Annotated in this window: 23 protein-coding genes and 1 tRNA gene; 15 read left to right on the top strand and 9 right to left on the bottom strand. The window is 67.8% G+C overall.

From position 1 onward, the window contains the following. The first annotated feature begins 112 nt into the window (after positions 1–112). On the top strand, positions 113–1,831 hold the full coding sequence (locus tag KAK88_RS03115) for a hypothetical protein (RefSeq protein WP_242077836.1): 1,719 nt from the start codon (positions 113–115) through the stop codon (positions 1,829–1,831). A gap of 215 nt (positions 1,832–2,046) precedes the next feature. On the opposite strand, the gene KAK88_RS03110 is transcribed toward KAK88_RS03115, so the two are convergent. The 3 genes from KAK88_RS03110 to ahcY form a co-directional block, all read right to left on the bottom strand. Continuing rightward, positions 2,047–2,427: a zf-TFIIB domain-containing protein gene (locus KAK88_RS03110; RefSeq protein WP_242077835.1), complete on the bottom strand. Its 381-nt coding sequence runs from the start codon at positions 2,425–2,427 to the stop codon at positions 2,047–2,049. Between the two features lie 455 nt (positions 2,428–2,882). Next, positions 2,883–4,040: an NAD(P)/FAD-dependent oxidoreductase gene (locus KAK88_RS03105; RefSeq protein WP_242078550.1), complete on the bottom strand. Its 1,158-nt coding sequence runs from the start codon at positions 4,038–4,040 to the stop codon at positions 2,883–2,885. Between the two features lie 96 nt (positions 4,041–4,136). Continuing rightward, entirely contained in the window at positions 4,137–5,528 is a 1,392-nt protein-coding gene (gene ahcY / locus KAK88_RS03100) for an adenosylhomocysteinase (protein ID WP_017506126.1), read from the bottom strand. 135 nt (positions 5,529–5,663) lie between these two features. On the opposite strand from ahcY, the gene KAK88_RS03095 reads away from it, so the two are divergent. Beyond that, positions 5,664–6,062 carry a Tat pathway signal protein gene (locus KAK88_RS03095; RefSeq protein ID WP_242077834.1) on the top strand — a complete coding sequence of 133 codons (399 nt, stop codon included), beginning with the start codon at positions 5,664–5,666 and terminating at the stop codon, positions 6,060–6,062. Positions 6,063–6,071: 9 nt separating this feature from the next. Here KAK88_RS03095 and KAK88_RS03090 read toward each other — a convergent pair whose 3' ends face one another. Next, a complete protein-coding gene (locus KAK88_RS03090; protein ID WP_242077833.1) occupies positions 6,072–8,249 on the bottom strand; it encodes a primosomal protein N' in 2,178 nt (725 codons plus the stop codon). A gap of 30 nt (positions 8,250–8,279) precedes the next feature. On the opposite strand from KAK88_RS03090, the gene fsa reads away from it, so the two are divergent. From fsa to KAK88_RS03075, 3 genes are read left to right on the top strand one after another with little or no spacing between them, the layout of a single operon-like run. Next, positions 8,280–8,933 carry a fructose-6-phosphate aldolase gene (gene fsa / locus KAK88_RS03085; protein ID WP_026108568.1) on the top strand — a complete coding sequence of 218 codons (654 nt, stop codon included), beginning with the start codon at positions 8,280–8,282 and terminating at the stop codon, positions 8,931–8,933. 37 nt (positions 8,934–8,970) lie between these two features. Further along, complete coding sequence (locus KAK88_RS03080; protein ID WP_039243945.1) at positions 8,971–9,684, top strand: DUF484 family protein; 714 nt, start codon at positions 8,971–8,973, stop codon at positions 9,682–9,684. After that, positions 9,666–10,595: a tyrosine recombinase XerC gene (locus tag KAK88_RS03075; RefSeq protein ID WP_242077832.1), complete on the top strand. Its 930-nt coding sequence runs from the start codon at positions 9,666–9,668 to the stop codon at positions 10,593–10,595. The genes KAK88_RS03080 and KAK88_RS03075 overlap by 19 nt, the downstream gene beginning before the upstream one ends. On the opposite strand, the gene KAK88_RS03070 is transcribed toward KAK88_RS03075, so the two are convergent. Then, a complete protein-coding gene (locus KAK88_RS03070; protein ID WP_242077831.1) occupies positions 10,592–10,936 on the bottom strand; it encodes a hypothetical protein in 345 nt (114 codons plus the stop codon). The genes KAK88_RS03075 and KAK88_RS03070 overlap by 4 nt on opposite strands. A gap of 211 nt (positions 10,937–11,147) precedes the next feature. Between KAK88_RS03070 and KAK88_RS03065 the strand changes: the two genes are divergently transcribed. After that, on the top strand, positions 11,148–12,095 hold the full coding sequence (locus KAK88_RS03065) for an aspartyl protease family protein (RefSeq protein WP_242077830.1): 948 nt from the start codon (positions 11,148–11,150) through the stop codon (positions 12,093–12,095). Here the strand turns inward: KAK88_RS03065 and KAK88_RS03060 are convergent, their stop codons facing one another. Continuing rightward, positions 12,096–12,887, bottom strand: a complete 792-nt coding sequence (locus KAK88_RS03060) for an SDR family oxidoreductase (protein WP_242077829.1) — start codon at positions 12,885–12,887, stop codon at positions 12,096–12,098. A gap of 141 nt (positions 12,888–13,028) precedes the next feature. Here KAK88_RS03060 and KAK88_RS03055 point away from each other — a divergent pair, with 141 nt between their 5' ends. Genes KAK88_RS03055 through uraH form a run of 3 tightly spaced genes read left to right on the top strand, consistent with a single transcriptional unit; the run spans position 13,029 to position 14,457 of the window. After that, positions 13,029–13,406, top strand: a complete 378-nt coding sequence (locus KAK88_RS03055) for a hypothetical protein (RefSeq protein WP_242077828.1) — start codon at positions 13,029–13,031, stop codon at positions 13,404–13,406. Between the two features lie 53 nt (positions 13,407–13,459). Then, on the top strand, positions 13,460–14,014 hold the full coding sequence (locus KAK88_RS03050; RefSeq protein ID WP_242077827.1) for a lipocalin family protein: 555 nt from the start codon (positions 13,460–13,462) through the stop codon (positions 14,012–14,014). A gap of 44 nt (positions 14,015–14,058) precedes the next feature. Beyond that, a complete protein-coding gene (uraH, locus tag KAK88_RS03045; protein WP_242077826.1) occupies positions 14,059–14,457 on the top strand; it encodes a hydroxyisourate hydrolase in 399 nt (132 codons plus the stop codon). A 49-nt stretch (positions 14,458–14,506) separates the two neighbouring features. Here uraH and KAK88_RS03040 read toward each other — a convergent pair. After that, positions 14,507–14,582, bottom strand: a tRNA-Ala gene (locus KAK88_RS03040). Positions 14,583–14,745: 163 nt separating this feature from the next. Here KAK88_RS03040 and KAK88_RS03035 point away from each other — a divergent pair. From KAK88_RS03035 to KAK88_RS03010, 6 genes are all read left to right on the top strand, one after another. Then, positions 14,746–15,051, top strand: coding sequence for a YggT family protein (locus KAK88_RS03035; RefSeq protein ID WP_017504977.1), 306 nt, complete (start codon positions 14,746–14,748; stop codon positions 15,049–15,051). Between the two features lie 104 nt (positions 15,052–15,155). After that, positions 15,156–16,037 (top strand): 3-hydroxybutyryl-CoA dehydrogenase, encoded by an 882-nt coding sequence (locus KAK88_RS03030; RefSeq protein ID WP_242077825.1) that lies wholly within the window; start codon positions 15,156–15,158, stop codon positions 16,035–16,037. Then, positions 16,034–16,591: a phthalate transporter gene (locus KAK88_RS03025; protein ID WP_137720670.1), complete on the top strand. Its 558-nt coding sequence runs from the start codon at positions 16,034–16,036 to the stop codon at positions 16,589–16,591. Before KAK88_RS03030 ends, KAK88_RS03025 begins: the two co-directional genes overlap by 4 nt. Positions 16,592–16,635: 44 nt before the next feature. After that, the gene (locus KAK88_RS03020; protein ID WP_242077824.1) at positions 16,636–17,880 is read left to right on the top strand and encodes a DUF418 domain-containing protein; all 1,245 of its coding nucleotides are present in this window, start codon (positions 16,636–16,638) and stop codon (positions 17,878–17,880) included. A gap of 41 nt (positions 17,881–17,921) precedes the next feature. Then, positions 17,922–19,805 (top strand): cobaltochelatase subunit CobT, encoded by a 1,884-nt coding sequence (gene cobT / locus KAK88_RS03015; protein WP_242077823.1) that lies wholly within the window; start codon positions 17,922–17,924, stop codon positions 19,803–19,805. Beyond that, positions 19,802–20,776: an esterase-like activity of phytase family protein gene (locus KAK88_RS03010; RefSeq protein ID WP_242077822.1), complete on the top strand. Its 975-nt coding sequence runs from the start codon at positions 19,802–19,804 to the stop codon at positions 20,774–20,776. Before cobT ends, KAK88_RS03010 begins: the two co-directional genes overlap by 4 nt. A gap of 3 nt (positions 20,777–20,779) precedes the next feature. On the opposite strand, the gene KAK88_RS03005 is transcribed toward KAK88_RS03010, so the two are convergent. Further along, the gene (locus tag KAK88_RS03005; protein WP_242077821.1) at positions 20,780–22,192 is read right to left on the bottom strand and encodes an alpha,alpha-trehalose-phosphate synthase (UDP-forming); all 1,413 of its coding nucleotides are present in this window, start codon (positions 22,190–22,192) and stop codon (positions 20,780–20,782) included. A gap of 42 nt (positions 22,193–22,234) precedes the next feature. Next, positions 22,235–24,019, bottom strand: a complete 1,785-nt coding sequence (locus tag KAK88_RS03000) for a glycoside hydrolase family 15 protein (protein WP_242077820.1) — start codon at positions 24,017–24,019, stop codon at positions 22,235–22,237. Positions 24,020–24,021 lie beyond the last annotated feature (2 nt).

The following is a 24,021-nucleotide window of genomic DNA, read 5'->3' as shown; positions in this document are numbered from 1 at the left end:
ATGGTCACGGCGCCGCCTCGTTTCAACGCGCACGCGCCGTCGCTCGGGCGCGCTTAGAAATATTCCGGCTTCGAAAACCTCGCCTTAAAGGCTTGGGGTGCAGGATCGGCCCATGGCGGGTCCGATCCATTACGAAGTCTATGTCCGCAAGAGCGCCCCGTCATCGTGGACGCTGCTGATCGCGACCGAAGACCGCAAACACGCCATCGAGACCGCCGAGGAGCAGCTTCGCGACCGTCTCGCCATCGCCTCGCGCGTAACCAAGGAGACGCTGGACCCCGAGACGATGGAGTTCAGCTCCTTGACCATCCTGACGCTGGGCGCGCCGGAGGAGCGAAAGAAGAAGGTCGCCGACAAGGCGGTCCCGCCGGCCTGCAGCAGTCCGGCCGAACTCTATTCGCCCCATGCCCGCGCCCTGATCGGCCGGGTGCTGGAGGACTGGCTGAAACGCGAGGGCGTGACCGCCTTCGAACTGCTGCATCGCCCCGATGTCGCCGAACGGCTGGAGGCGGCTGGGGTCGAGCTCCAGCACGCCATTCAGAAGGTCGCGGTCCCCGAAAGCCAAGCCACGGGCCAGGAGGTGCACGGGGTCGTGCGCCACTATCAAAAGCTGACCGAACAGGCGATGGCCCGGCTGCGCAAGGCCGGACGCGACGGCCTGTTCCCCGCGCTGGATGACCGCTCCATCGCCGATCTGGCGCATCGGCTGACCGGCGCGCCGGATCGGGCGCTGCGCATGGGCGGCGTGGTCGCCGGCGCGCTGAAGGATCGGCGCGGCGCCCGCGATCGCCTGACCGTGCTGATGGATTTGATGGACGCCGCGCCCGCCGACGGCCCGCCGCGCGCCCTGGTCGTGGTGGTGGTCGAGCAGATCGTCGCCGAAATGCTGGCGGTGCGCACCAACCTGACCGAGATTTTGGGCCCGTCTCTGGACCAGGGCGCCAATCTGGCGGCTATCGTGCGCATGGTCGCGCCGGAGGAGATGGACGCCCTGTTGCGGATGGACCCGCGCCTCGCCCTGATGATGCCCCAGGTCGAGGGACCGGCCGCGCGCCTGGGCCTGCATCTGGCCTCGGGCGAGTTTCCGCTTCTGGCCGCGTCCTTGGCTCGCCTTGTCACCCGCGAACTGACCAGCCAGCGCCGCCTCCGCCCCCACGATCCGGTCGGAGAGATCGACATCCTGCGTCTGCTGGCCATGGCCCTGACCGCCTCGGCCGGTCGTCTGCTGACGCTGGAAGAGGTCCAGATCGCCTTCGTCGAACGCTCCAAGAGCCTGGTTACGGCCGATTTCGTCGGCGCCTACGTCAATCCTTGCCCGACGGTTCTGGCCGAGGCCGAGCAGCTGACCCGCCTGTGCGAGAACGTCACCGGCGGGGCCAACAAGCGCGCCGCCTCGCGCTGGCTCAGCGCCTGTATCGGCTCGCTGCGTTTCGAAACCGAGATCCGCCAGTCCGTCCCGGGCGGCCCGTCCGCCTCGCACAAGCTCGCGACCCTGGCCCGGCTTCAACGCTCGGTTCAGGCCGCGCATCTGGCCGACCACGACCAGACGCAGATCATGGAGGCCATCGGCGCGGTCGGCGCCAATCTGGAGGCCGACGCCCATCTGATCGCCCAGATCGTCCGCGCCCAGGTGGCTGCGCCTCAAAAGCTGACAGCCCTGTTGAAACTGGCCACCGGAGAAGCCGGCCCGCTCGGCCCCGTCGCCGACCGCGCCCGCGCCGAGGCCATAAAGCTGCTGCGCTCGCCCGACGTCCGCACCGCCCTGACCGCCGCCCCGCAAAACGTCGCGGCGTTGAGAGGCCTGATGCAGCAGGCGGGTCTGGCGGCCTAGCCGTTCCAGAAAATAGTTCTCTCAGTTCGTCATTCCGGGGCTGAGTGGAGCGAAGAACCCGGACCCGAAGGGCGGCGCGTAGCAGCCAACCCAGGGCCACAGGCGCATCGCTAGGCCCATTCAAGCCCTGATGCGCCTCTCCTGGGTTCCGGGTTCGTCCTACGGACACTCGGAATGACGTGAGCAGACCGAAAGTCGCCTGGACCTAGCCGGCCTCAGTCGAAGATGTCGAAGATGCTGTCGCGCTTCTTTTTCTTGTAACGATAGTCGTCGTCGCGATGCCGGTCGTCGCGGTATTTGTCGCTCCGGTAGCCCCGATCGTCGCGATACTGCTGTGACGCCCCGCCGCCCCATGGTTGAGCCTGAGGGTGAGCATGGGGCTGGGCATAGGGCTGAGGCGGCGGCGCATAGGCCTGTTGCGCGGGCGAGACCGGGGCGGCTGCTCGCCCCTCCTCGACGGCGGCGGCCATCAGCTTCTCCAGCTCCCCGCGATCCAGCCAGACGCCCCGGCACTCGGGGCACATGTCGAACTGAACGCCGTTGCGCTCCAGCGTCTGCATGGCGGCGTTGTCGTTGGGGCACATCAGAAGGGGCATGTCGGGCTCCGATCGAAAAAGAATGGGCGGTCGATGCGACAGGCCAGGAGGGGAAAGCTTCGCCGCATCGACACGCCCTTGCGGTCCGACATCGCGTCGCACGATCCGGCGCAAGGAAGGGGGACGCCAGACCGCGAGAACGCCAGAGGGGCCCGTTCCGCCTCTCCAAGCTAGGCGCCGTCGCCGCCCGCCGCCATGCGTCGCGGGGCCGCAGGGGCTTCGGCCGCCCCTGCCATCCTATCGGCGATGACGATTGCGCGCCTTTACCGCGACTTACGACCGACCAGCGACCCTTTGCCGGTCATGGTCGCAAACCGTGTTAGAATGGCGCCCCCGGTCTTTGACATCTTCGCGCGCCGCCAGAACCCGCGCCGAATTAGACAGATTAGACGAATTAGACGGTGTTTTTGTCAGCGGACCCGCCGGCCGAAGTGCACGGATTGCACTCGAAAATTCTAGCAGACCTGCCCGGCGGCCCAGCCCGACGACCAAGCCCACTGGAAGTTATAGCCGCCCAGCCAGCCGGTCACATCGACCGCCTCGCCGATGAAATACAGCCCCGGAACCGCCTTGGCCTGCATCGTCTGCTGGTCCAGCGCGGCCGTATCGACCCCGCCCAGCGTCACCTCGGCGGTCCTGTAACCTTCGGAGCCAACCGGCTTGACCGCCCAGGCGTTGACCGCCTGATCCAGCCGTCGCAGCACCTTGTCCGACAGGTCCGCCAGATTGCCCGACGCCCCTTCGCGCTGGCACAGGCTCTCGGCCAGACGACGCGGCACGATATGGCCCAGCGCGGTGTGCACGGCCTGTTTGCCGTTTGACGCCTTGGCCGCCTTCAGCTCCTCGAACACGTCGCGGCCCGGCGCCATTGAGGCCACCACCGCCTCGCCCTCGCGCCAATAGGAGCTGATCTGAAGAATGGCCGGACCCGACAGGCCCCGATGGGTGAACAGCATGGCCTCGTTGAAGCTGGCCTTGCGCGCCTTGGCCCCTTCGGGCGCCGAGGCGACCGAGGCGTCCACCGCCACGCCCGCCAGCGGCGTCAGCGTCTCCAGCAGGCCCGCCTCGAACGTCAGCGGAACCAGGGCCGGCCGGGTCTCGGTGACGCGAATGTCGAACTGGCGCGCGATCTCATAGGCCCAGCCGGTCGCCCCCATCTTGGGGATCGACTTGCCGCCCGTCGCCACGACCAGCGACGCCGCCGTGACCTGCGATCCGTCCGACAGGACCGCCGTGAAGCCGTCGCCGGATCGCGCGATCCGCTCCACCCGGGTCTTCAGGCTCAGGGTCACGCCCGCCGCCGCCATGTCGTCGGTCAGCATACGGACGATCTGCTTGGCGCTGTCGTCGCAGAACAGCTGGCCCAGAGTCTTCTCGTGCCAGGCAATTCCGGCCTTATCGATCCGCTTGACGAAGTCGTGCTGGGTGTAGCGGCGCAGGGCCGAGGTCGCGAACCGTGGGTTCTCGCCCAGGAAGTTCGCCGGCCCGCAGCCCAGATTGGTAAAGTTGCAGCGCCCGCCGCCCGAGATGCGGATCTTCTCGCCCGGCCGGTCGGCATGGTCCACCACCCTGACCCGGCGTCCGCGTCGCCCAGCCTCGATGGCGGCCATCATGCCGGCCGCGCCGGCCCCGACCACAAGGACGTCGACGAGGGCGTCCGAAGACGCCCTCGTCACTGGGAACCTCGCGGTTCCAGCCTCGGGGAGAGCTTAGTAACGGTAGTGATCCGCCTTGAACGGGCCTTCGACCGGCACGTTGATGTAGTCGGCCTGGTCCTTGGTCAGGACGGTCAGCTTGGCGCCCAGCTTGGCCAGGTGCAGCATGGCGACCTTCTCGTCCAGGTGCTTGGGCAGGGTGTAGACCTTGTTCTCGTACTTGTCGGCGTTGGTCCACAGTTCGATCTGGGCCAGCGTCTGGTTGGTGAACGAAGCCGACATCACGAAGGACGGGTGGCCCGTGGCGTTGCCCAGGTTCACCAGGCGGCCTTCCGACAGCAGGATGATCTTCTTGCCGTCCGGGAACTCGACGTGGTGGACCTGCGGCTTGATCTCGTCCCACTTGAAGTTCTTCAGGCCGGCGACCTGGATCTCGGAGTCGAAGTGGCCGATGTTGCAGACGATGGCGTTGTTCTTCATCTGCCGCATGTGGTCGACGGTGATGACGTCCTTGTTGCCGGTCGTCGTCACATAGATGTCGGCGCGGCCGGCGGTGTCGTCCAGCGTCTGGACCTCATAGCCTTCCATCGCGGCCTGCAGGGCGCAGATCGGGTCGATCTCGGTCACGATCACGCGGGCGCCGCCCTGGCGCAGCGAAGCGGCCGAGCCCTTGCCCACGTCGCCGTAGCCGCAGACCACGGCGACCTTGCCCGACAGCATGACGTCGGTGCCGCGACGGATCGCGTCGACCAGCGATTCCCGGCAGCCATACAGGTTGTCGAACTTGGACTTGGTGACGCTGTCGTTGACGTTGATGGCGGGGAAGGGCAGCTCGCCCTTTTCGGCCATCTGATACAGGCGGTGCACGCCCGTGGTCGTCTCTTCCGACACGCCGCCGATGGCGTCGCGGATGGCCGAATAGAAGCCGGGCTTCTCAGCCAGATAGCGCTTCATGACCTTGAAGAGGGCCTCTTCCTCTTCGTTCTGCGGGTTCGCCAGAACCGAGATGTCCTTCTCGGCCTTCGGACCCAGCACGCACAGCAGGGTCGCGTCGCCGCCGTCGTCCAGGATCAGGTTCGGATAGCCGCCGTCGGCCCATTCGAAGATCTTGTGGGCGTAGTCCCAGTATTCCTCCAGCGTCTCGCCCTTGGTGGCGAAGACCGGCGTGCCGTTGGCGGCGATGGCGGCGGCGGCGTGGTCCTGGGTCGAGAAGATGTTGCACGACGCCCAGCGCACTTCGGCGCCCAAGGCTTCCAGCGTCTGGATCAGGACCGCCGTCTGGATCGTCATGTGCAGGCTGCCGGCGATGCGGGCGCCCTTCAGCGGCTGGCTGGCGCCGAACTCGTCACGCAGGGACATCAGGCCCGGCATTTCTGTTTCGGCGATCTCGATTTCCTTGTTGCCCCAATCGGCCAGGGTGATGTCGCGAACGATGTAGTCGGTCATGGCTTGGGCTCCTGGCCGCAATGAGTTTGGGCCCTCATAGCCCGGCGCGCGCCGAGTATCAACAAACACATAAAGATATCCTTATGCGATCCCGGCTCAGCAGTTTCTTAAATCCTGGCCGGTAGAGACCTCATCATGGAACGCCGCGCTCTTCTCGGTCTCGCCGTCGTCGCGACGGCCGCCGCCTCGACCTCCGCAGGCGCTTCGAGCGGCGGCGCAGCGCCGTCGGCCGACACCTATATCCGCCTGCCGGTCATCACCGCCTCGATCCTTCAGGCGAACGGTCGTCGGGGCGTGCTGACCATTGAAACCGGCGTCGATGTGCCTGATGCGGCCCTGCGCACCCGCGCCCAGCAGTCTGCGCCGCGCCTGCGCGCCGCCTACAACACCGCCGCCCAGCGCTTCGCCAATGGTCTGCGTCCCGGCGTCGTGCCCGACATCGACCAGCTGTCGGCCCAGCTTCAGGCGGCGACCAACGCCACCCTGGGCCGCGCCGGCGCCCGCCTGCTGCTCGGCACCGTCATGGCGGTCTGACTTCCGCCTCTAGAGGAAGGAATAGGGGTCCACGTCCACCGTCAGGCGGACGGAGCCCGGCACCTTCACCCGCTGCAGCCAGGCCCGCAGGAAGGCCTGGAGGTTCACGTCCCGGTCGGCCCGCACCAGCAGCCGCTTGCGCCGCCTCCCCCGCACCAGGGCCAGCGGCGCATCGGCCGGGCCATAGACCTCCAGCCGTTCGGCGTTGGGAATGGCCTGGGCCAGGTCGTTCGCTGTCTTCTCCACGGCGGCCGCATTCTCGCTGGACAGGATGATCGCCGCCAGACGGCCATAGGGCGGCAGGGACGCGGCCTCGCGCTCGGCCATTTCCGCCTCGACGAAGGCGTCGCGATCGCCGGCCGCCAGCGCCATCAGCACCGGATGCTCGGGCGTCCAGGTCTGAAGCAGCGCCCGCCCCGGCCGATCCGCCCGGCCCGCCCGGCCCGTCGCCTGGGCCAGCAGCTGATAGGTCCGCTCGGCTGCGCGCAGGTCGCCGCCGCGCAGGCCCAGATCCGCATCCACCACGCCCACCAGCGTCAGGCGAGGGAAGTTGTGGCCCTTGGCCGCGGCCTGCGTCGCCACCAGAATGTCGATCTCCCCGTCCGTCATCTTCTGGATCAAGGCGCGGGCCGACCGTGCGTCCGGCGCGGTGTCGGAGCTGAAGACCGCCGTGCGCGCCTCGGGGAACAGCTGGCGCACCTCTTCCTCGACCCGCTCGACCCCCGGCCCCACCGAGACCAGCGAGTCCTCGGCCCCGCATGAGGGACACAGTTTGGGACGCGCCATGGAGAAGCCGGTCAGGTGACAGACCAGTCGCCCGGTGTAGCGATGCTCGACCAGCCAGCTGTCGGTGTCCGGCGCCGTCAGCCGATGACCACAGACGCGGCACAGGACCACGGGCGCATAGCCGCGCCGGTTCAGGAACAGCAGGGTCTGCTCGCCCCGCAGCAGGGTTTCGCCGATGGCCAGCCTCAGCGGCTGCGATAGCCAGGTCTGCGGGTCGGGCGTGTTCTGCCTCAGGTCCAGCAGGGCGATGTCCGGCAGGACCGCCGTCCCGTGCCGCGCGCCCAGCTTCAGCCAGTCGTAGCGCCCGCTCTGCGCGTTCCACAGCGTCTCCAGCGACGGCGTCGCCGAGGCCAGGACGACGGCCGCGCCCTCGATCCGCGCCCGCGCCACGGCCAGGTCGCGGCCGTGATAGACTAGGCCTTCCTCCTGTTTGAACGAGCCGTCGTGCTCTTCGTCCACCACGATCAGGCGCAGGTTGACGAAGGGCAGGAACAGGGCCGAGCGCGCTCCGACCACGATGTTGCAGCGCCCGGCGACGACCGCCTCCCACACCTGGCGGCGGCGCGGCGGGGCGACGCCGGAATGCCATTCGGCCGGAGCGGCGCCGAACCGGGCCGTGATCCGCTCGATCAGGGCCTGGGTCAGGGCGATCTCGGGCAGCAGGATGAGGATTTGCGCGGCCGGATCGGCCCGCAGCACCCGCGCGATGGCCTCCAGATAGGCCTCGGTCTTGCCCGATCCCGTCACCCCGTCCAGCAGGAAGGGGCGAAAGCCGCCGCCGCTCACGCCGTCCGCCATCGCCGTCGCCGACGCCGCCTGGTCGCCGTTCAGCGCGGCGGGCGCGTGGTCGGGATCGGGCCGGTCGAACGCCGCCTCGGCCGCGATCTCGATGATCTCCAGCACGCCCTCGTCGATCAGACCCTTGACCACGCCCGACGACACGCCCGCCGCCCGCGCCAGATCGGCCGGCGGCATGGCGCGATCGCCCAGGGCCTCCAGCACGCCGGTCCGCGCCGGGGTGGCGCGCGAGGGCGACCGCTCGCCCACCCGACGCACCCGGCGCTCCGGCCGGGGCCGGGGCGCGCGCAAGCCCTTCAACGCCGTCGCCGCCATCTCGCCCGGCGCCGACAAGGTCCAGCGCCCGGCCCATTCCACGAAGTCCATCACGCCCGCCGGCAGGGTCGGATCGTCCAGGCGGCTATCGATCGCCTTCAGCCGCCGGTTCGATCCCGTCGTCTCGAACACCTCGGACACAACGCCCCGGATCAGGCGCGGCCCCAGCGGCACGGCGACCTGATCTCCCCGCGCCAAATCTCCATGGGCCAGGCTCAGCGTCTCGGGAACCTCGTAGTCGAAGGCCTCCGGCACCGGCAGGGGAATGAGGACCGAGGCGACTTTCACCGAACTGCGCCCTCGGCTATGAAGCCGCCCATGAAACTCTTTCTCGATACCGCCGACGTCGCCGTCATCAAGGACATGGTCCCCACCGGAATGGTGGATGGCGTCACCACCAATCCGTCGCTGATCGCCAAGTCGGGTCGGAACATCGCCGAGGTCATCGCCGAAATCTGCGCCCTGGTCGAGGGGCCGATTTCCGCCGAGGCCGTCTCGCTCGATTTCGAGACCATGGTCAAGGAAGGCGACAAGCTGGCCGCCATCGCCCCGAACGTGGTGGTGAAACTGCCCCTGACCTGGGACGGCCTGCGCGCCTGCCGCGTCTTCACCGACAAGGGGATCAAGACCAACGTCACCCTGTGCTTCTCGGCCGCCCAGGCCCTGCTGGCCGCCAAGGCCGGCGCCACCTTCGTCTCGCCGTTCGTCGGGCGTCTGGAAGACAATGGCGCCGACGGCATCGGCCTGCTGGAAGAAATCCGCGTCCTGTATGACGTGCACGGTTTCGAGACCCAGATCCTGGCCGCGTCCCTGCGCAACGTGGGCCATGTGGCCGCCGCCGCCGTCGCCGGATCGGACGCCGCCACCTTTGGCGCCGATACATTCAAGGCCTTGGTGAACCACCCGTTAACCGACAAGGGTCTTGATGCCTTCGTGGCGGACTGGGCCAAGACGGGCCAGTCTATTCTGTAGCATCGCGGTTCCCGGAGAGGTCTGTTTGAGCGGCTCATTGGACCTTTTCGAAACGTCGGAATCGGACGCAACGCCCCACATCGGCGACGGCTTGCATTGGCCCGACGTGCGCGGCTGGCTGCAGACCCATCCTCAGACCCTGCTGGACGACCGCTCCCTACTTGAAGAGATCGGTCTGCGTCCGCACGGCCGCAACGTCGTCGAGTTCGGCGCCGCCGCCCTGACGCGGCTGGAGGCCGTGGTCGAGCGCGAGACCGGCGCCCGGCGCGAGATCGAACTGGTCGCCCGCGCCAACTTCGCCGCCCAGACCCAGACGCACGTCGCGACCCTGGATCTGATGGAGGCCAAGAACCATTCCGACCTGGCCCGGCGACTGGATGCGGCGGCGCAGGGGCGGTTTGGGTTGGCCGGCGCCGCCATCGCCTTGGAAAAACCCGGCGGCGTGCCCTTCGGCTGGCGCGCCTTGGAAGAGGGTGACGTCGACAATCTGCTGGGCGAGCACGGCCTGACTTGGCTCGGCCCGATGATCTCGGGACTGAATTTCTTCGGCGCGGCCGAGGATCAGGTGCGATCCATCGCCCTGGTCCGCATGGCCCCGCACCTGACGCCGGGCGGACCGCCGCGCCCCTGCATCTGCGCCTTCGGCTCGCCCGAGCCCGAGGGCTTTACTCCGAACATGGGCTGCGAACTGGCCGCCTTCCTGGCGCGGGTGACGGAGCGGATGGCCGAGCGATGGCCGGTTCTGAACTAACAGCCTCCGACGCCCTGCGCGCCTGGCTGGACCATCTGGCGCACGAGCGTCGACTGTCGCCGCGCACGCTGGAGGCCTATGGCCACATCGGCCGGCTCTATGTCGCCTTCCTCGAACACCATCGCGGCGAGGCGCTGTCGCTCAAGGACATGGGCACGATCACCGCCGCCGAGGTCCGCGCCCACATGGCCGAGCGCCGCTCAGGCGATCATGCCCTGGCGGCCCGGTCGCTGAGCCAGAGCCTGTCGGCCATTCGCGGATTTCATGCCTTCCTCGATCGGCGGTTGGACACCCCCGCTCCACAGCTGGCCCTGGTGCGCGGCCCCAAGGTCAAGCCGTCCCTGCCCCGGCCGGTGACCGAGGATCAGGCGCGCGGGCTATTGGCCGAGCCGGACGCCGATCCCGACGCCGAACCGTGGGAGGCCGCGCGCGACCGGGCGGTGCTGACCCTGCTCTACGGCTGCGGCCTGCGCATTTCCGAAGCCATGTCCCTGACCCGCGCAGATGCGCCGCTGGGCGAGACGCTGCGCATCGTGGGCAAGGGATCCAAGACGCGGATCGCGCCGATCCTGCCCGCCGTGCGCGAGGCGGTGGACGCCTATCTGGCCCTGCTGCCCTTCCCGCTCCAACCCGCCGACGCCCTGTTCCGCGCCCGACGCGGCGGCCCCTTAAGCCCCCGTCATGTCCAAGCCTCGGTCCAGAAGCTGCGCGGCCGGCTGGGCCTACCCGAACGCACCACGCCTCACGCATTACGCCACAGTTTCGCGACCCACCTGCTGGGCGCCGGAGCCGACCTGCGTTCCATTCAGGAACTGCTGGGCCACGCCAGCCTGTCGACGACCCAGAAATACACCGGCGTCGACGCCGATCGCCTTTTGAACGCCTATGCGGCCGCCCATCCCCGCGCCTAGCGACGCGGCGCGGGCGGAGCCGGCGGCGCGCCGACGTCGGGCTCGGACGGCATCAGGTTTCGACCCAGCGCCCGTCGATCCGGCACGGCGTAGCTGATCGGCAGGGGACAGTTCTTCTGGTCGCGCCGGTCCAGCAGCAGATAGCGCCGGACCTGCCCATCATCGAGCGAGCGATCCAGCGTCATGGCGCCGACGTGGCCTTGGCGAGCCTGCATCAGCGGATCGCCGCAGCGATGCGTGTCCGCCCTTGGTGCGGAAACAACGACAAGATCACGGCCGGTGATCGCGCTGGACGCCGCCGCCGCGGGGTCGGACAGGGCCAGCATAAGCAAGGTCAGCATCGCATCCTCCTGTTTCAGCTGGTACGATACGCCGACAACCCCCGATTGGCCAGACAGCGCCGAGCGCCGGGCGGGAAGAGGCAGCCGCGCTGAGACACGACGGACAAGAATATGTCTCAGGCTCTTCGCCAAAAGCGCGTAGCCTGCCCTGCCCTGGCGAAGGCCCGAGGAGGACAGGCAAGTGCGGCCAGGGATTGGCGAAAAATCCAACTTGAAAACGTCGCGGCGCAAGACGCTGGGCCTGCTGGCGGCTGCGCCGTTGCTGTCCGCCCAGACCGGCGTCCCGGCAAACCCGCACGATCAGGTTCGGTTGTTGCAAAATCTGTTCACGCGGATGGGCGTCGGCGTGCGTCTGAACGGAAGCCTCCAGCAGGTCTTCGTCATCGACACCGGCGCCGAGCGAAGCGCGGTCTCGACCGAGCTGGCCCAGGCCTTGGCCCTGCCGCCCGGCCGCCCCGTCGTGGTGCACGGGATCACGGCGGCCGAGGTCACGCCGACCGTCGAACTGGCGCAGATCGAGATCGGTCGCCGACGCTTCACCGACCTGACCCTGCCGGTCTTTCCGCGCGACGCCCTGGGCGCCGACGGCCTGCTCGGTCTGGACCTGCTGTCCCGCTTTCGCCTGACGCTGGACGTCAACGCCCGCCAGGTCGCCCTGTCTCAGTCAGGCTCGACCAGCATCGCGCTGACGACCAGTTCCGACTCAACCCGGCCCCAGCAGCAGGACGTGCTGGTCGCCGGTCGTCGCGGTCGCTTCGGTCAGCTGATCCTGACCCGGATCGAGGTCGCCGGCGTAGAGGTCGCCGCCTTCATCGACAGCGGCGCGCAATATTCGATCGGCAATCTGGCCCTGATGCAGGCGATCGACATCGGCCAGACCGCCGCCCCGTCCGAGCCTGTGCGCATGGTCGGCATCGTCGGCGGCGCGGTGACGGCCCGCACCGGCACGACGCCCGCCCTGCACATCGCGGGACGATCGCTGGGACCGACCCCGCTGCTGTTTGCGGACCTGCATGTGTTTCAGGTCATGGACCTGATCGACAACCCTGCCCTGCTGCTGGGCGCCGATATCCTGAGCCGGTTCAGCCGCATCACCCTGGATTACGGCCGCAGCCGCGTGGCCTTCGGCGGCGTGCTGCGCCGTCGGACGCCCGGCTGATCAGATCGCCTTGATCGCCCCGCCGTCCAGCCGGATCAGAGAGCCGGTGACATAGGCCGCCAGGGGACTGGCCAGGAAGGCGGCGGTCGCGCCGAACTCCTCGGTCGTGCCGATGCGGCCGACGGGGATCGATTTCACCGATTCCGCCCGTGCCTCTTGCGGCGTCGTGCCGGTGCGCTCGGCGGTCGCCTGGTCCAGCCGTTCGATGCGCGGCGTATCGATCCGCCCCGGCAGCAGGGTGTTGACCGTGACACCGTCCGGTCCGACCTCGTTGGCGAGCGTCTTGGCCCAGGCCGCGACCGAGGCCCGCAGGGTGTTGGACACGCCAAGCGCCGCCGACGGCTCGACCACTGTGATCGAGGCGACGTTCAGGATCCGCCCCCAGCCGGCCGCCCGCATGGCCGGCAGCACCCGATCGGTCAGGCGGAAGATCGACAGCACCATGGACTCGAAATGATCGCGCCACACCGCAGGCTCCAGTCCCGACACGCCCGACGGCGGCGGCCCCCCGGTGTTGTTCAGCAGGATTTCGATCGGCCCGCCTAACAGATCCTCGGCCCGATCCACCGCCTTCAGCAACGCCTCATGATCCGCCAAGTCCGCCGCCGCCACGACCGCCTTGCCCGGTCCCGTCGCATTCAACGCATCCGCCACGGCCTGAAGCTTGTCAGCATCGCGCGACAGCAGGGCCACATGCGCCCCCTCGGCGATCAGGGCCGTCGCCACGGCGCGACCCAGGCCGGATGAGCCGCCGCAGATCAGGGCGCGCTTGCCGTTCAGTTTCAGGTCCATGGTCGATCTCCGGCTCCGGTTTCCAGCTCCGCATATCGGACGCCGCCCCGCTCGACGCAACGCGGCGTTAACCGACGCGGCGCACCTTCGTGTCCGAGCGGCCGCCAGCACCCGTTTGGACAGGCCGGGAAGGGCCCGCCCATGCCGACCAAGATGACCTCCAGCATCCGCCGCCATAGCGATCATTTCGAACCCCAGGACACCGATCCGCACGAGCAGCGTCGCCTGCGCGGCCAGCTGGAGCAGATCGACTACGCCGCCTACATCGCCAATAAGGAGGTGATCGGTCACGCCCTGACCGGCGTGGACGCCGCATCGCTGCAAAAGCTGGCGGTGATGACCGCCACGGTGCGCGCCAAATGGGTGGCGGAATCCCTGCGTCTGGCCCACTCCGGCTCGGCCGTCACGCCCGACCAGGTCGCCCGCCTGACCGCCGCCCGCACCGCCTTCGACGAACTGGCCGAAGCCTATGAGGCGCTGCGCCGCATCATCGAACGGGGCTACGTCGCCCTGAGGTGACCGCATCGCCGGGCATGTCCGGAACCGGGCGCCCTCGTCATCGTTCTGCGGCCATGAAAATCGCTCGCATCGCTTCCATCGCCCTGATCGCCGGCGCAGCCCTGACGCTGGGCGCCTGCGCCACCCTGCAACGCGGCCCCGTCGGCAACGCCGCCGTGCCTCAACCCGCAAAGCCGGTTGACCTGAACCGCTACGCCGGCCTGTGGTATGAGATCGGGCGCTACGAAAACGGCTTCGAGCGCGGCTGCGAAGGGGTGACCGCTCAATATACGGTGCGCGACGACGGCCTGGTCGGGGTGCTGAACACCTGCCGACAGGGTGCGGTCGACGGTCCGGAAAAGACCTCCGAGGGCAAGGCGAAGATCGTCGAGGGCAGCGAAAACGCCAAGCTGAAGGTGTCCTTCTTCGGCCCCTTCTACGTCGGCGACTATTGGGTGCTGGACCACGCCGACGACTATTCCTGGTCCATCGTCGGCGAGCCGTCGGGTCGTTATCTCTGGCTGCTCAGCCGCACCGCGCAACCCTCGGCCCAGACCCGCGAAACCATCCAGAACCGCACCCGCGCCCTGGGCTATGACCTGACCCTGGTCCGGCCGACCCAACACTGATCGCCCGCCTCACGCCGCCCCGTCGCCACCTTCAAGGATCATCCATGCGTATTGCAGCGCTTGCCGCCCTGTCGGCCTTTCTGGTGTCCGCAGGATCGGCTTCGGCCGAGACCATTTCGACCCACGTCCTGGATTTGGCGCGCGGCGTCGGCGGCCGCGACGTGCCGGTGACCCTGGCGATCAAGGGCGGCGACGGCGGCTGGCGACAACTGGCGACCGCGCGCACCGACGAGAACGGCCGCGTCCGCTCGTTCGGCGATCAGGTCACGACCCAAGTCGCCACGTACAAGCTCACGTTTGACATGTCGCAATACGGCGACAAAGACGCCCAGCCCTTCTTCCCCGAGATCGACGTGGTGTTCCAGGTCCGCGACCCCAGCATCCACTACCACGTCCCCGTCGTCGTCAGCCCCTACGGCTACAGCACCTACCGCGGCAACTGAGCCGGGGGCCGGACGGGCGACCTGTACTTGGATGTCTAAAAGGAGCGCCTGGTGGAGCCGAGGGGAGTCGAACCCCTGACCTCGTCATTGCGAACGACGCGCTCTACCAACTGAGCTACGGCCCCGTTTCCAGCGTGGGATCGGGTTTCACAGGCGTGGCGGACATAGAAGGCGGGCGGGCGTGGTGTCAACGGGCTTGTGCGCGCGAAGCGCGCAGGTCGGATACGGCCGTTGTCGGAGCAGGGGCGAACAGGCTAGAAGCGCCGATCCAAGCAGGAGTTACCGTTCATGGGCTATGCGCTCGTCTGGTTGATCAACACCATCATCAGTCTGATGATCTGGTTCATCATCGCCCAGGCCATTCTGAGCTGGTTGGTGGCGTTCGACGTCGTCAACTATCGCAACCGCTTCGTCTATTCGGTCGGGACCTTCCTGGACCGCGTCACCGCGCCCCTGCTGGAGCCGTTCCGCCGCATCATTCCGAATCTGGGCGGCATCGACATCTCGCCCATCGTGGTGATCCTGCTGCTGCAGTTCATCAGCGTGCTGTTCAACCGCACGGCGGCGCCGGCCCTGATCCAGTTGCTGGGCTGAGGCGACACGGCGGGCGGAAATCTGATGCGAGAGGGTTGATCCGCTCTTGCGCCGCGCGCCTTCCTTTCTAAAGGTGCCCGCCCGACCACTTTCGACCACGGTTCATGACCTCGATCACCACAGTCGCCATTCTGGGCGCCGGACAGATGGGCGCAGGCATCGCGCAGGCGGTCGCGCTCGGGGGCTATTCGGTTCGCCTTTATGACGTCGTCGCCGACCGGCTGCCGCTGGCGCAGGGCGAGATCGCGGCCAGCCTGGCGCGTCACGTCGGACGCGGCCTGGTCGATCAGGCCGCCGCCGATGCGGCCCTGACCCGCATCACGACCAGTCACGGAATGGCCGAGGCCGTCGCCGGCGCCGATCTGGTCATCGAGGCGGCGCTGGAAGACGAGGCCGTCAAGAAGGCCATCTATGCGCAGGTCGTGCCGCACCTGGGGCCGCAAACCCTGTTGGCGTCCAACACCTCTTCGATCTCGATCACCCGCCTGGCGTCCTCGACGGACCGACCGGACCGCTTCGTCGGCCTGCACTTCATGAAGCCGGCGCCGGTGATGAAGCTGGTGGAGATTATTCGCGGCATCGCCACCTCGGCCGAGACGCATTCCGCCGCCGTCGCCTTCGCCGAGAGCCTGGGCAAGACGACCACGGACGCCGAGGATTTTCCCGCCTTCATCGTCAACCGCATCCTGGTGCCGATGATGAACGAGGCGATCTTCGCCCTGTACGAAGGGGTCGGCAACGTCGCCTCGATCGACAAGGCGCTGCGCTTGGGCGCCAATCATCCGATGGGTCCGCTGGAACTGGCGGACTTCATGGGGCTGGACGTCGTCCTGGCCATCATGAACGTGCTGTACGACGGCCTGGCCGACAGCAAATACCGCCCCTGCCCCCTGCTGGTGAAATATGTCGAGGCCGGCTGGCTGGGCAGGAAGAGCGGCCGCGGCTTCTATGACTATTCCGGCGCTGCGCCGGCGCCGACGCGATGAGCCGGTTCGAGAGCTATTCCGACCTGCCGGGTCAGGCGACCATCGCCGCGCGGCCTGGGCGGACGCCTCGGATTCTGGCTTGTTTGGCCGGCGCGGCCTGGCCGCCCCTGTGGTTGACCCTGCCCTTCTGGCGGCCGCACGCCTATCTGCCGGGTCGCGACATGGATTGGCGGCTGGTGGTGATGCTGATCGGCCTGATCACCGTGCCGCTGGCGCTGTATCGCGTGCTGAACGAGCGCAAGCGTGACGGCCGGCCCGGCACGCGACTGGGCGTCGTCTGGCGCTTCATGATGTACGGCGGCCTGGCGGCGGCCCTGGTTCAGATCGTCGTCGCCCTGGGCATGAGCGTCATGGGCTGGTTCGAGGCCGGCGATGTGATGCAGGCCCTGGGCGCGACCGAGACCACCCTGCTGATCTTCGGCGTCGGCGGCCTGCCCATCGCCATGATCGTGGGCGTCAGCTACGCCTTATGGGCCGGGCTCTGCGCCGCCTTCATCGCCTTTGAGGCGCGGCCGGCGGTCAAGGACAGACTGGGCCTGATGCCCAAGGGCTGACAGGCGCACACGACGCCTGAGTTCGAGGATTGGGGGATCCGAGAATGACCATGGACGACACGGACAAGGATGCGGCGGAGATCTTGTCGCCCGTTGCGGCGACCTCGCGCATCGCCAGCCTTGACGTCATGCGGGGGCTGGCGGTGCTGGGCATTCTGGCCGTCAATGTCGTCTCGTTCGGCCTGCCGGTCATGGTCTACCAAGACGCCAGCCTGAGCCCGTTTCCGGTCACCGGCGCCAACGCCGTGGCGCGCTGGACGATGGACGTCTTCTTCCATCAGAAGTTCATCACCCTGTTTTCGATGCTGTTCGGGGCCTCGATCTATCTGGTCGGGGGCGAGCGGGGTGATGCGGCGCGTGGCAGACTGCTGCGACGCCGCCTGTTCTGGCTGGCCGTCATCGCCCTGATCCACGGCCTGGCCTTCTGGTATGGCGACGTCCTGCTGCTCTACGCTTGGTCGGGCCTGTTCGTGATGCTGATGCGGTCGATGCGGGCCGGGACGTTGATCGGAATCGGCCTGGGCGTGACCCTGTTGCTTGGCGCGATGCAGGCGGGCGCGACCTGGCTTATGGTCGCCGGGCCGCCGGCGATCACCGAGGCAATGAACCAGGGCGGGCCCCATTACACCGCCGCCATGGTGACGGAGTCGATCGCCGCCTATCGCAGCGGCTGGGCCGGCGCGATGGGCCAGAACCTTCAGAACTGGGTTCTGCTGCAGGGCGCCAGTCTGACCATGTTCGTGTTCTCGACCGTGGCCCTGATGATGCTGGGTCTGGGCCTGTTCAAGGCCGGCGTGTTCAGCGGCCGGGCGCCCAACGGGGTCTATGTCGCCTTGATCGGTGTCGGCGGTGCTGTGCTGGCCCTGCTGGGCTTGCTGGAATGGACTGAGGCGATGGCGCCGGCCGGAACCCACCCGACGCGCGGCCTGGCGGAAGTGGTCGCCTCCTTCCCCGTCTTCGTCACCCTGGCCTATGTCAGCCTGATCGTACTGGCGACGACGCGAGGGGTGGCCTGGATCACGGCGGCGCTGAGGCCGGTGGGGCAGATGGCCTTCACCAACTATCTGACCCAGACCCTGATCATGACCTCGATCTTCTACATGCCGTGGGGGCCGCGCCTGTTCGGGCGGGCCGACTACGTCCAGATGTGGGGCCTGGTTCTAGCGGTCTGGGCGCTACAACTGATCTGGTCGCCGCTGTGGTTGTCGCGGTTCAGCATGGGGCCGCTGGAGTGGGTTTGGCGCTGTCTGACCTATGGCCGGCGGGTGCCGATTTCAAAAGGCGGCTGACGGCGCTTTTATCGCAGGCGCGAAGGGATTAACTGAGGCGCATGGCCGCCCCGGATACTCCCGCCGAAACCTTCAAGCGCGCGCTGGGTCATGCCGCGCGGGCGCTGGCCGAACAGCCCGAGCTGGAGGTGGTGTTTGGGTCCGACGGGCCCAAGCTGTCGAACGGCGTCCTGACCCTGCCCCATCCGCCGCGCGATCCCTCCGGGCCCGAGAGCGCGTCCTTGCGCGGCCAGGCCGACCGGCTGGCGCTGCGTCTGGCCAATCACGATGCGGCTGTGAACAGCCGGATGCGGCCGGCGGACGCCAAGGCGGCCGAGGTGTTCGACGCGGTCGAACAGGCGCGCGTCGAGGCCTTTGGTTCGGAACATCTGGCCGGGGTGCGCGACAATCTGGGCGCCGCCCTAATCACGCGGCTGGAAAAGACCGGCGCCCTGCGCATCAGCGAGGCCGAGCGCGTGCCGGTGTCCGAGGCCGTGGCGCTTCTGGTGCGCGAACGGCTGACGGGGCGCCCCGCCCCCGACGGTGCCCGGGCCATGCTGGATCTGGTGCGCGCCAACATCGAGGCCAAGGCGGGCGCCAAGCTGGACGCCCTGGCCGGCACGGCGGGCGATCAGGAAGGCTTTGCGCTGAAGATGCGCGAGGTGCTGCGCGCGCTGGACCTCGACCCCGGAGACGGGCGCGGCGAGGATACGTCCGAAGATCCCGGCGACGAGGAACCCGATCCCCAGGACCCTGCGGCCGACGACGATCAGGACGAGGAGGAAGAGCAGGACGGCGGCGAAGGCTCCCAGTCGATGGAGGGCGACGCCGACGATCAGTCTTCCGAGCAAGAGCGCGAAAGCCGCCCCGAAGGCGCGCCCGCCGATCCCGACGGCGAAGGCGCCGACGATGGCCCGGAACTTCAGGAAGGCCAGCAACCGAACCGTCAGCAGACGGCCGACGACGGCCGCGCGGTCGATTTCTACCGCGTCTTCACCACCGCCTTCGACGAGGTGGTGGACGCCGCCGACCTGTGCGACCCGGTCGAGCTGGACCGGCTGCGCGCCCTGCTGGACGGCCAGCTGGCCATTCTGTCCAGCGTCGTTTCGCGCCTGGCCAACAAGCTGCAACGCCGCCTGCTGGCCCAGCAGAACCGCTCGTGGGTCTTTGATCTGGAAGAGGGTATGCTGGACACGGCGCGGCTGACCCGGATCGTCACCGACCCGACCGCCCCCCTGTCGTTCAAGGCCGAGAGCGAAAGCCCGTTCCGCGACACGGTCGTGACCCTGCTGCTGGACAACTCCGGCTCGATGCGCGGGCGACCGATCATGGTGGCGGCGGTCTGCGCCGACATCCTGGCGCGGACGCTGGAGCGTTGCGGCGTCAAGGTCGAGATCCTGGGCTTCACAACCCGCGCCTGGAAGGGCGGACAGAGCCGCGAGGCCTGGATCACCGCCGGCAAGCCGCAAAATCCCGGCCGCCTGAACGACCTGCGCCACATCATCTACAAGGCCGCCGACGCGCCCTGGCGCCGGGCCAAGAAGAACCTGGGCCTGATGATGCGCGAAGGTCTGCTGAAGGAGAATATCGACGGCGAGGCGCTGCAATGGGCCCACGGCCGCCTGCTGGCCCGCACCGAACAGCGCCGTATCCTGATGGTCATTTCCGACGGTTCGCCAGTCGACGACTCGACCCAGTCGGCGAATGCGGCCCTCTATCTGGACAAGCACCTGCGCCAAGTCATCGCCGAGATCGAGGATCGCTCGCCGGTCGAACTGCTGGCGATCGGCATCGGCCATGACGTGACCCGCTGGTATCGCAAGGCCCTGACCATCGTCGATGTGGAACAGCTGGCGGGGGCCATGACCGAGAAGCTGGCCGAACTGTTCGAGAACGAGGGCGCGGCCGGTCCCACCCGTCGCACCAAGCGAAAGCTGGCGGCATGAGCCGTTTCGGCCGGCTGGCCAGTGTCTGGATCGCACTGTCTCTGTCGGCCTGCGCCGCCTCGCTGGGCGCGCCGCGTCCCTATCCGTTGTCGTCGGACGGCTGGACGCCCCAGGTCGCGGAACTGCGAAGCGTCAGCCTGGGCTTGCCCGGCGGCGCGCAGTTGGCCGACGGCGTAACGTTCGCCGGCGGCCTGCAGGTCAGCGCCGCGCCGACCTCGCCGCTGCACAGCCTGTCGGACCTGAAGCTGACCGGCGACGGCGGCTTCGTCGCGGGATCGGACACCGGTGATCTGGTGCGCGGCGATATTCGCCTGGACGCCCGGGGACGGCTGGTCGGCCTGGATCATTTCCGCTCGCGTCGGCTGACGCTTCAGGACGGCGCTGCGATTTCCGACAAGTCGGACGGCGACGCCGAGGGTTTGGCCATCACCCCCTCCGGCGATCTGCTGGTCAGTTTCGAGCGGCGTCACCGCATCTGGAACTACGGCCCGTTGTCGGCGCTGAAGACCCAGCCGTCGCCGGTGCGGTCGCCCGACTTCGCCTTCACCGAGAACGACGGGATGGAAGGGTTAGCCGCTGCCCCCGGCGGATGGCGCGTCTCTGGCGAGGCCGGCGGCGTCTGGGATTGCGCGGCCGCGAGTTGCACGGTCGTCAGCGCGCCGCCTGCAACCCCCATCCCCGACAGCGAATACCGCATCACCGGCCTGGATCGCGATCCGTCCGGCGCCGGTTGGTTGGTGGTTCAACGCCTGTATCGGGCGCCCATCGACATGCGCGCGCGCGTGCGTCGTATGGCCCCCGACGGAACGCTGGGGCCGGTGTTGATCGAGCTGAAACTGCCGGGCACCACCGACAACTTCGAAGGGATCGCCGCAGAGACGCGCAACGGCAAGACCCGCCTCTACATCCTGTCCGACGACAACTTCAATCCGGCCCAGCGCACCCTGATGCTGGCCTTCGACCTGCGCTAGGCGTCAGGCCGCGCCGGCCCACTGCGTCGGTTGAGAGGTCGATTCATCGGCTTGCAGGGCGCGCACGAAATCGTCGCGCCAGATGCCGACATCTGTGGCGCGCACCACATCCATCAAGGCTTCCCATTTCCGGATCCGCTCGGCCAGCGGCATGGTGAGCGCCTTCTGGATGGCGTCCGACAGCTCTTCGCGACTGTAGGGATTGACCAGCAGCGCCTCGCCCATCTGTTCGGCCGCGCCGGCGAAGCGCGACAGAATCAGCACGCCGGGATCATCCGGGTTCTGGGCGCAGACATATTCCTTGGCCACCAGGTTCATGCCGTCGCGCAGCGGCGTCACCAGACCGACCCGCGCCGCGCGGTAGATGCCCGCTAGCTGATCCCGGCGATAGGTGCGGTTCAGATACCGGATCGGCTGCCAATCCATGTCGGCGAAGGCGCCGTTGATCCGTCCGGCCAGGGCGTCCAGCCGCGAACGAATATCCTGATAGCTGTCCACGTCGTCGCGCGAGATCGGCGTGACCTGCAACAGGAAGACCTCGCCCCGCATCGAGGCGTTGTCGTGCAGGAATTGTTCGTAGCCCAGCAGCCGCTCTTCCAGCCCCTTGGAATAGTCCAGGCGATCCACGCCCACGATCATGGACCGGAAGGCCGAAGACGCCGCCATTCGGTCGTAGGTCCGCGCCCCAAGCTGCGAGTTCCGCGCCGCCAGGAAACCATCCACGTCGATGCCAATGGGGAAGACGCCCGTCTGGACCTTGCGCCCGAAACACTCCAGCCCGCCGACGCCATCCAGCTCGCCCTGGGCCTCAGACACCACATAGTCGGTGAACAGATCGCTCCATTCCTGGGTGTGGAAACCGATCAGGTCGAAGTCAAACATCGACTCCACCAGCCGCCGGTGATGCGGCAGGGTCACCAGCAACTGCCGCGCCGGCCAGGGCGTGTGCAGGAAGAAGCCGATCCGGTTGCGCACGCCCAGGCGGCGCAGATCCCGCGCCATCGGAATCATGTGATAGTCGTGGATCCAGATCATGTCGTCGGGCTGGATCAAGGGCGCCAGCGCCTCGGCGAACCGCCGGTTCACCCGCTCATAGCCCTCGCCATAGGACCGCTCATACTGCGCCAGGTCGATGCGGTGGTGGAAAAGCGGCCACAGGGTCTTGTTGGCGTATCCATTGTAGTATTCGTCGACGTCCTGCCCCTCCAGATCGACGAGCCCTACGGTGACGCCGGCCCGGTCCTCGATCTTCACCTCGCCGGTGTAGTGATCCACCCGCTCGCCCGACCAACCAAACCACAGGCCGTCGTATTTTCTGAGGGCGGCGGACAGGGCCATCGCCAGACCGCCGGCGGACCCGGCGGCGGGGTCGGTCGGGGCCGAAACCCGGTTCGAAACAACGATCAGGCGGCTCATGACTTCTCTTCACACGGCGACCCCAGCCCCGGGGTCCAGACATTAACGCACATCGGTCCAGGAACGGCTCAGCAGCACGCCGCAGTTGATGATGCCGACCAGGGAATAGGTCTGCGGATAGTTGCCCCACAGCTCGCCATCGTCGATCGAGATGTCCTCGCTCAACAACCCTGCGGCCGTCCGCCGGCTCAGCATCTCTTGGAAGATGGTGCGGGCCTCTTCGATCCGGCCGTTCTGGTGCAGGGCTTCGATGAACCAGAAGGTGCAGAAGTTGAAGGCCGTCTCCGGCTCGCCGAAGTCGTCCGGTTCTACATAGCGGAACAGATGGCTGCCCTTCTTCAGGTCGCGCTCGATGGCGTCGAAGGTGGCGACCTGACGCGGATCGTGGGCGTCGAGGAAGCCCAGGTCGGTCATCTGCAGCAATGAGGCGTCCAGCTCGCGCCCGCCGAAGCTGGCGGCGAACCGGCCCTCGTCGGGCAGATAGGCCTCCGCCTCGATCCGCTGACGGATGATCTGCGCCCGCTCACGCCAGAAGACGGCCCGATCCTGCAGATTCAGATGGTCGGCCGCCTTGGCCAGACGATCGCAGGCGGCCCAGCACATGACGGACGAATAGGTGTGGACCCGCGCAATGGTGCGGAACTCCCACAGGCCTGCGTCGGTCTGATCGTGCATGGCGAAGGCGCGCTCGCCGATCGCTTCCAGCGCGTGGAAATCCTCCAGCGTGCCCGGACGCAGCAACCGGGCGTCATAGAAGGCCTGAACCAGCGGCAGCACGATCTGTCCGTAAACGTCATGTTGCAGATGTTCGTGCGCCTGATTGCCGATACGCACCGGCTTCATGCCGCGATAGCCCTCAACGCTGTCGATGATGCTCTCCCCGATGCCAGGCTCCAGACCCACGCCATAGACCGGCTGGACATGGCCGCCGGCGGAATCATCGACCAGATTCCTCAGATAGACGAGATAGTTCTCGAGGATGTCGACCGCGCCCAACCGGTTCAGCGCCCGCACCGTGTAATAGGCGTCGCGGATCCAGCAGTAGCGATAGTCCCAGTTGCGCCCGCTCTCCTTGAACTCGGGCACCGAAGTCGTCATGGCGGCGACGATGGCGCCGGTCTCTTCATAGGCGCACAGCTTCAGCGTGATCGCCGCGCGGATCACCGCCTCCTGATAGTCGAGCGGCAGATAGAGTTTGCGCACCCAGTCCTGCCAGTAGGCCACCGTACGATCCAGCGCACCCTGAACGCCGTGGCCGACATCCTGGTCGTAGCCCTCGTCCGGGCCCAGGAAGAAGGCGTGCGACCGCTCCAGCCGGAAGACGCGCTCCTCCAGCACATGCGACACTGGACAATCGGTTGTCAGCCGGAAGGTGACGTCGGCGCACATATAGCGGATGTGGTTTGATCCCGAGGTATGCGGCGCCGGTCGCGCGCCCCAGTCCGTCGAGGGCCGCAAACGCACACGGATACGCGGCGTGCCCGACAGCGGCCGCACGATGCGCGCAAAGGCCAGCGGCCGATAGGTGCGTGAATGTTTGGGATGACGCGGGGCGAAATCGATGATCTCGGCGGACGATCCGTCCTCGGCCGTCATCACCGTGCGCAGAACCGGTGTATTGCGGACATAGGCCTGATCGATCGACTTCACGTCCTCCATCTCGATAGCCCAGAAGCCATGCGCGGGCTCCATGCCATCCATCAGGGCGGAAAAGACCGGGTCGCCGTCCACGCGCGGCGCGCAGGCCCAGACGAAGCGGCCCTGACGGTCGATCAGGGCGCTGACGCCGCAGTTGCCGATGGGAAACAGATCCAGATTGGGCTTCATCG

This window comes from Brevundimonas diminuta (assembly GCF_022654015.1).
Taxonomy (GTDB): domain Bacteria; phylum Pseudomonadota; class Alphaproteobacteria; order Caulobacterales; family Caulobacteraceae; genus Brevundimonas; species Brevundimonas diminuta_C.
Note: the sequence above shows the minus strand (reverse complement) of the source record. Positions and strands in the feature narration are given on the sequence as shown.

Excerpts from the sequence above, each read along its gene's own strand:
- KAK88_RS03035 (WP_017504977.1), top strand. The coding sequence starts at position 14,746 with ATGGGCTATGCGCTCGTCTGGTTGATCAACACCATCATCAGTCTGATG.
- KAK88_RS03095 (WP_242077834.1), top strand. The coding sequence starts at position 5,664 with ATGGAACGCCGCGCTCTTCTCGGTCTCGCCGTCGTCGCGACGGCCGCC.
- KAK88_RS03075 (WP_242077832.1), top strand. The coding sequence starts at position 9,666 with ATGGCCGGTTCTGAACTAACAGCCTCCGACGCCCTGCGCGCCTGGCTG.
- fsa (WP_026108568.1), top strand. The coding sequence starts at position 8,280 with ATGAAACTCTTTCTCGATACCGCCGACGTCGCCGTCATCAAGGACATG.
- KAK88_RS03010 (WP_242077822.1), top strand. The coding sequence starts at position 19,802 with ATGAGCCGTTTCGGCCGGCTGGCCAGTGTCTGGATCGCACTGTCTCTG.
- KAK88_RS03030 (WP_242077825.1), top strand. The coding sequence starts at position 15,156 with ATGACCTCGATCACCACAGTCGCCATTCTGGGCGCCGGACAGATGGGC.
- KAK88_RS03105 (WP_242078550.1), bottom strand. The coding sequence starts at position 4,040 with ATGATGGCCGCCATCGAGGCTGGGCGACGCGGACGCCGGGTCAGGGTG.
- KAK88_RS03070 (WP_242077831.1), bottom strand. The coding sequence starts at position 10,936 with ATGCTGACCTTGCTTATGCTGGCCCTGTCCGACCCCGCGGCGGCGGCG.
- KAK88_RS03115 (WP_242077836.1), top strand. The coding sequence starts at position 113 with ATGGCGGGTCCGATCCATTACGAAGTCTATGTCCGCAAGAGCGCCCCG.
- ahcY (WP_017506126.1), bottom strand. The coding sequence starts at position 5,528 with ATGACCGACTACATCGTTCGCGACATCACCCTGGCCGATTGGGGCAAC.
- KAK88_RS03005 (WP_242077821.1), bottom strand. The coding sequence starts at position 22,192 with ATGAGCCGCCTGATCGTTGTTTCGAACCGGGTTTCGGCCCCGACCGAC.
- cobT (WP_242077823.1), top strand. The coding sequence starts at position 17,922 with ATGGCCGCCCCGGATACTCCCGCCGAAACCTTCAAGCGCGCGCTGGGT.
- KAK88_RS03110 (WP_242077835.1), bottom strand. The coding sequence starts at position 2,427 with ATGCCCCTTCTGATGTGCCCCAACGACAACGCCGCCATGCAGACGCTG.
- KAK88_RS03060 (WP_242077829.1), bottom strand. The coding sequence starts at position 12,887 with ATGGACCTGAAACTGAACGGCAAGCGCGCCCTGATCTGCGGCGGCTCA.
- KAK88_RS03050 (WP_242077827.1), top strand. The coding sequence starts at position 13,460 with ATGAAAATCGCTCGCATCGCTTCCATCGCCCTGATCGCCGGCGCAGCC.
- KAK88_RS03020 (WP_242077824.1), top strand. The coding sequence starts at position 16,636 with ATGACCATGGACGACACGGACAAGGATGCGGCGGAGATCTTGTCGCCC.
- KAK88_RS03055 (WP_242077828.1), top strand. The coding sequence starts at position 13,029 with ATGCCGACCAAGATGACCTCCAGCATCCGCCGCCATAGCGATCATTTC.
- KAK88_RS03025 (WP_137720670.1), top strand. The coding sequence starts at position 16,034 with ATGAGCCGGTTCGAGAGCTATTCCGACCTGCCGGGTCAGGCGACCATC.
- KAK88_RS03000 (WP_242077820.1), bottom strand. The coding sequence starts at position 24,019 with ATGAAGCCCAATCTGGATCTGTTTCCCATCGGCAACTGCGGCGTCAGC.
- uraH (WP_242077826.1), top strand. The coding sequence starts at position 14,059 with ATGCGTATTGCAGCGCTTGCCGCCCTGTCGGCCTTTCTGGTGTCCGCA.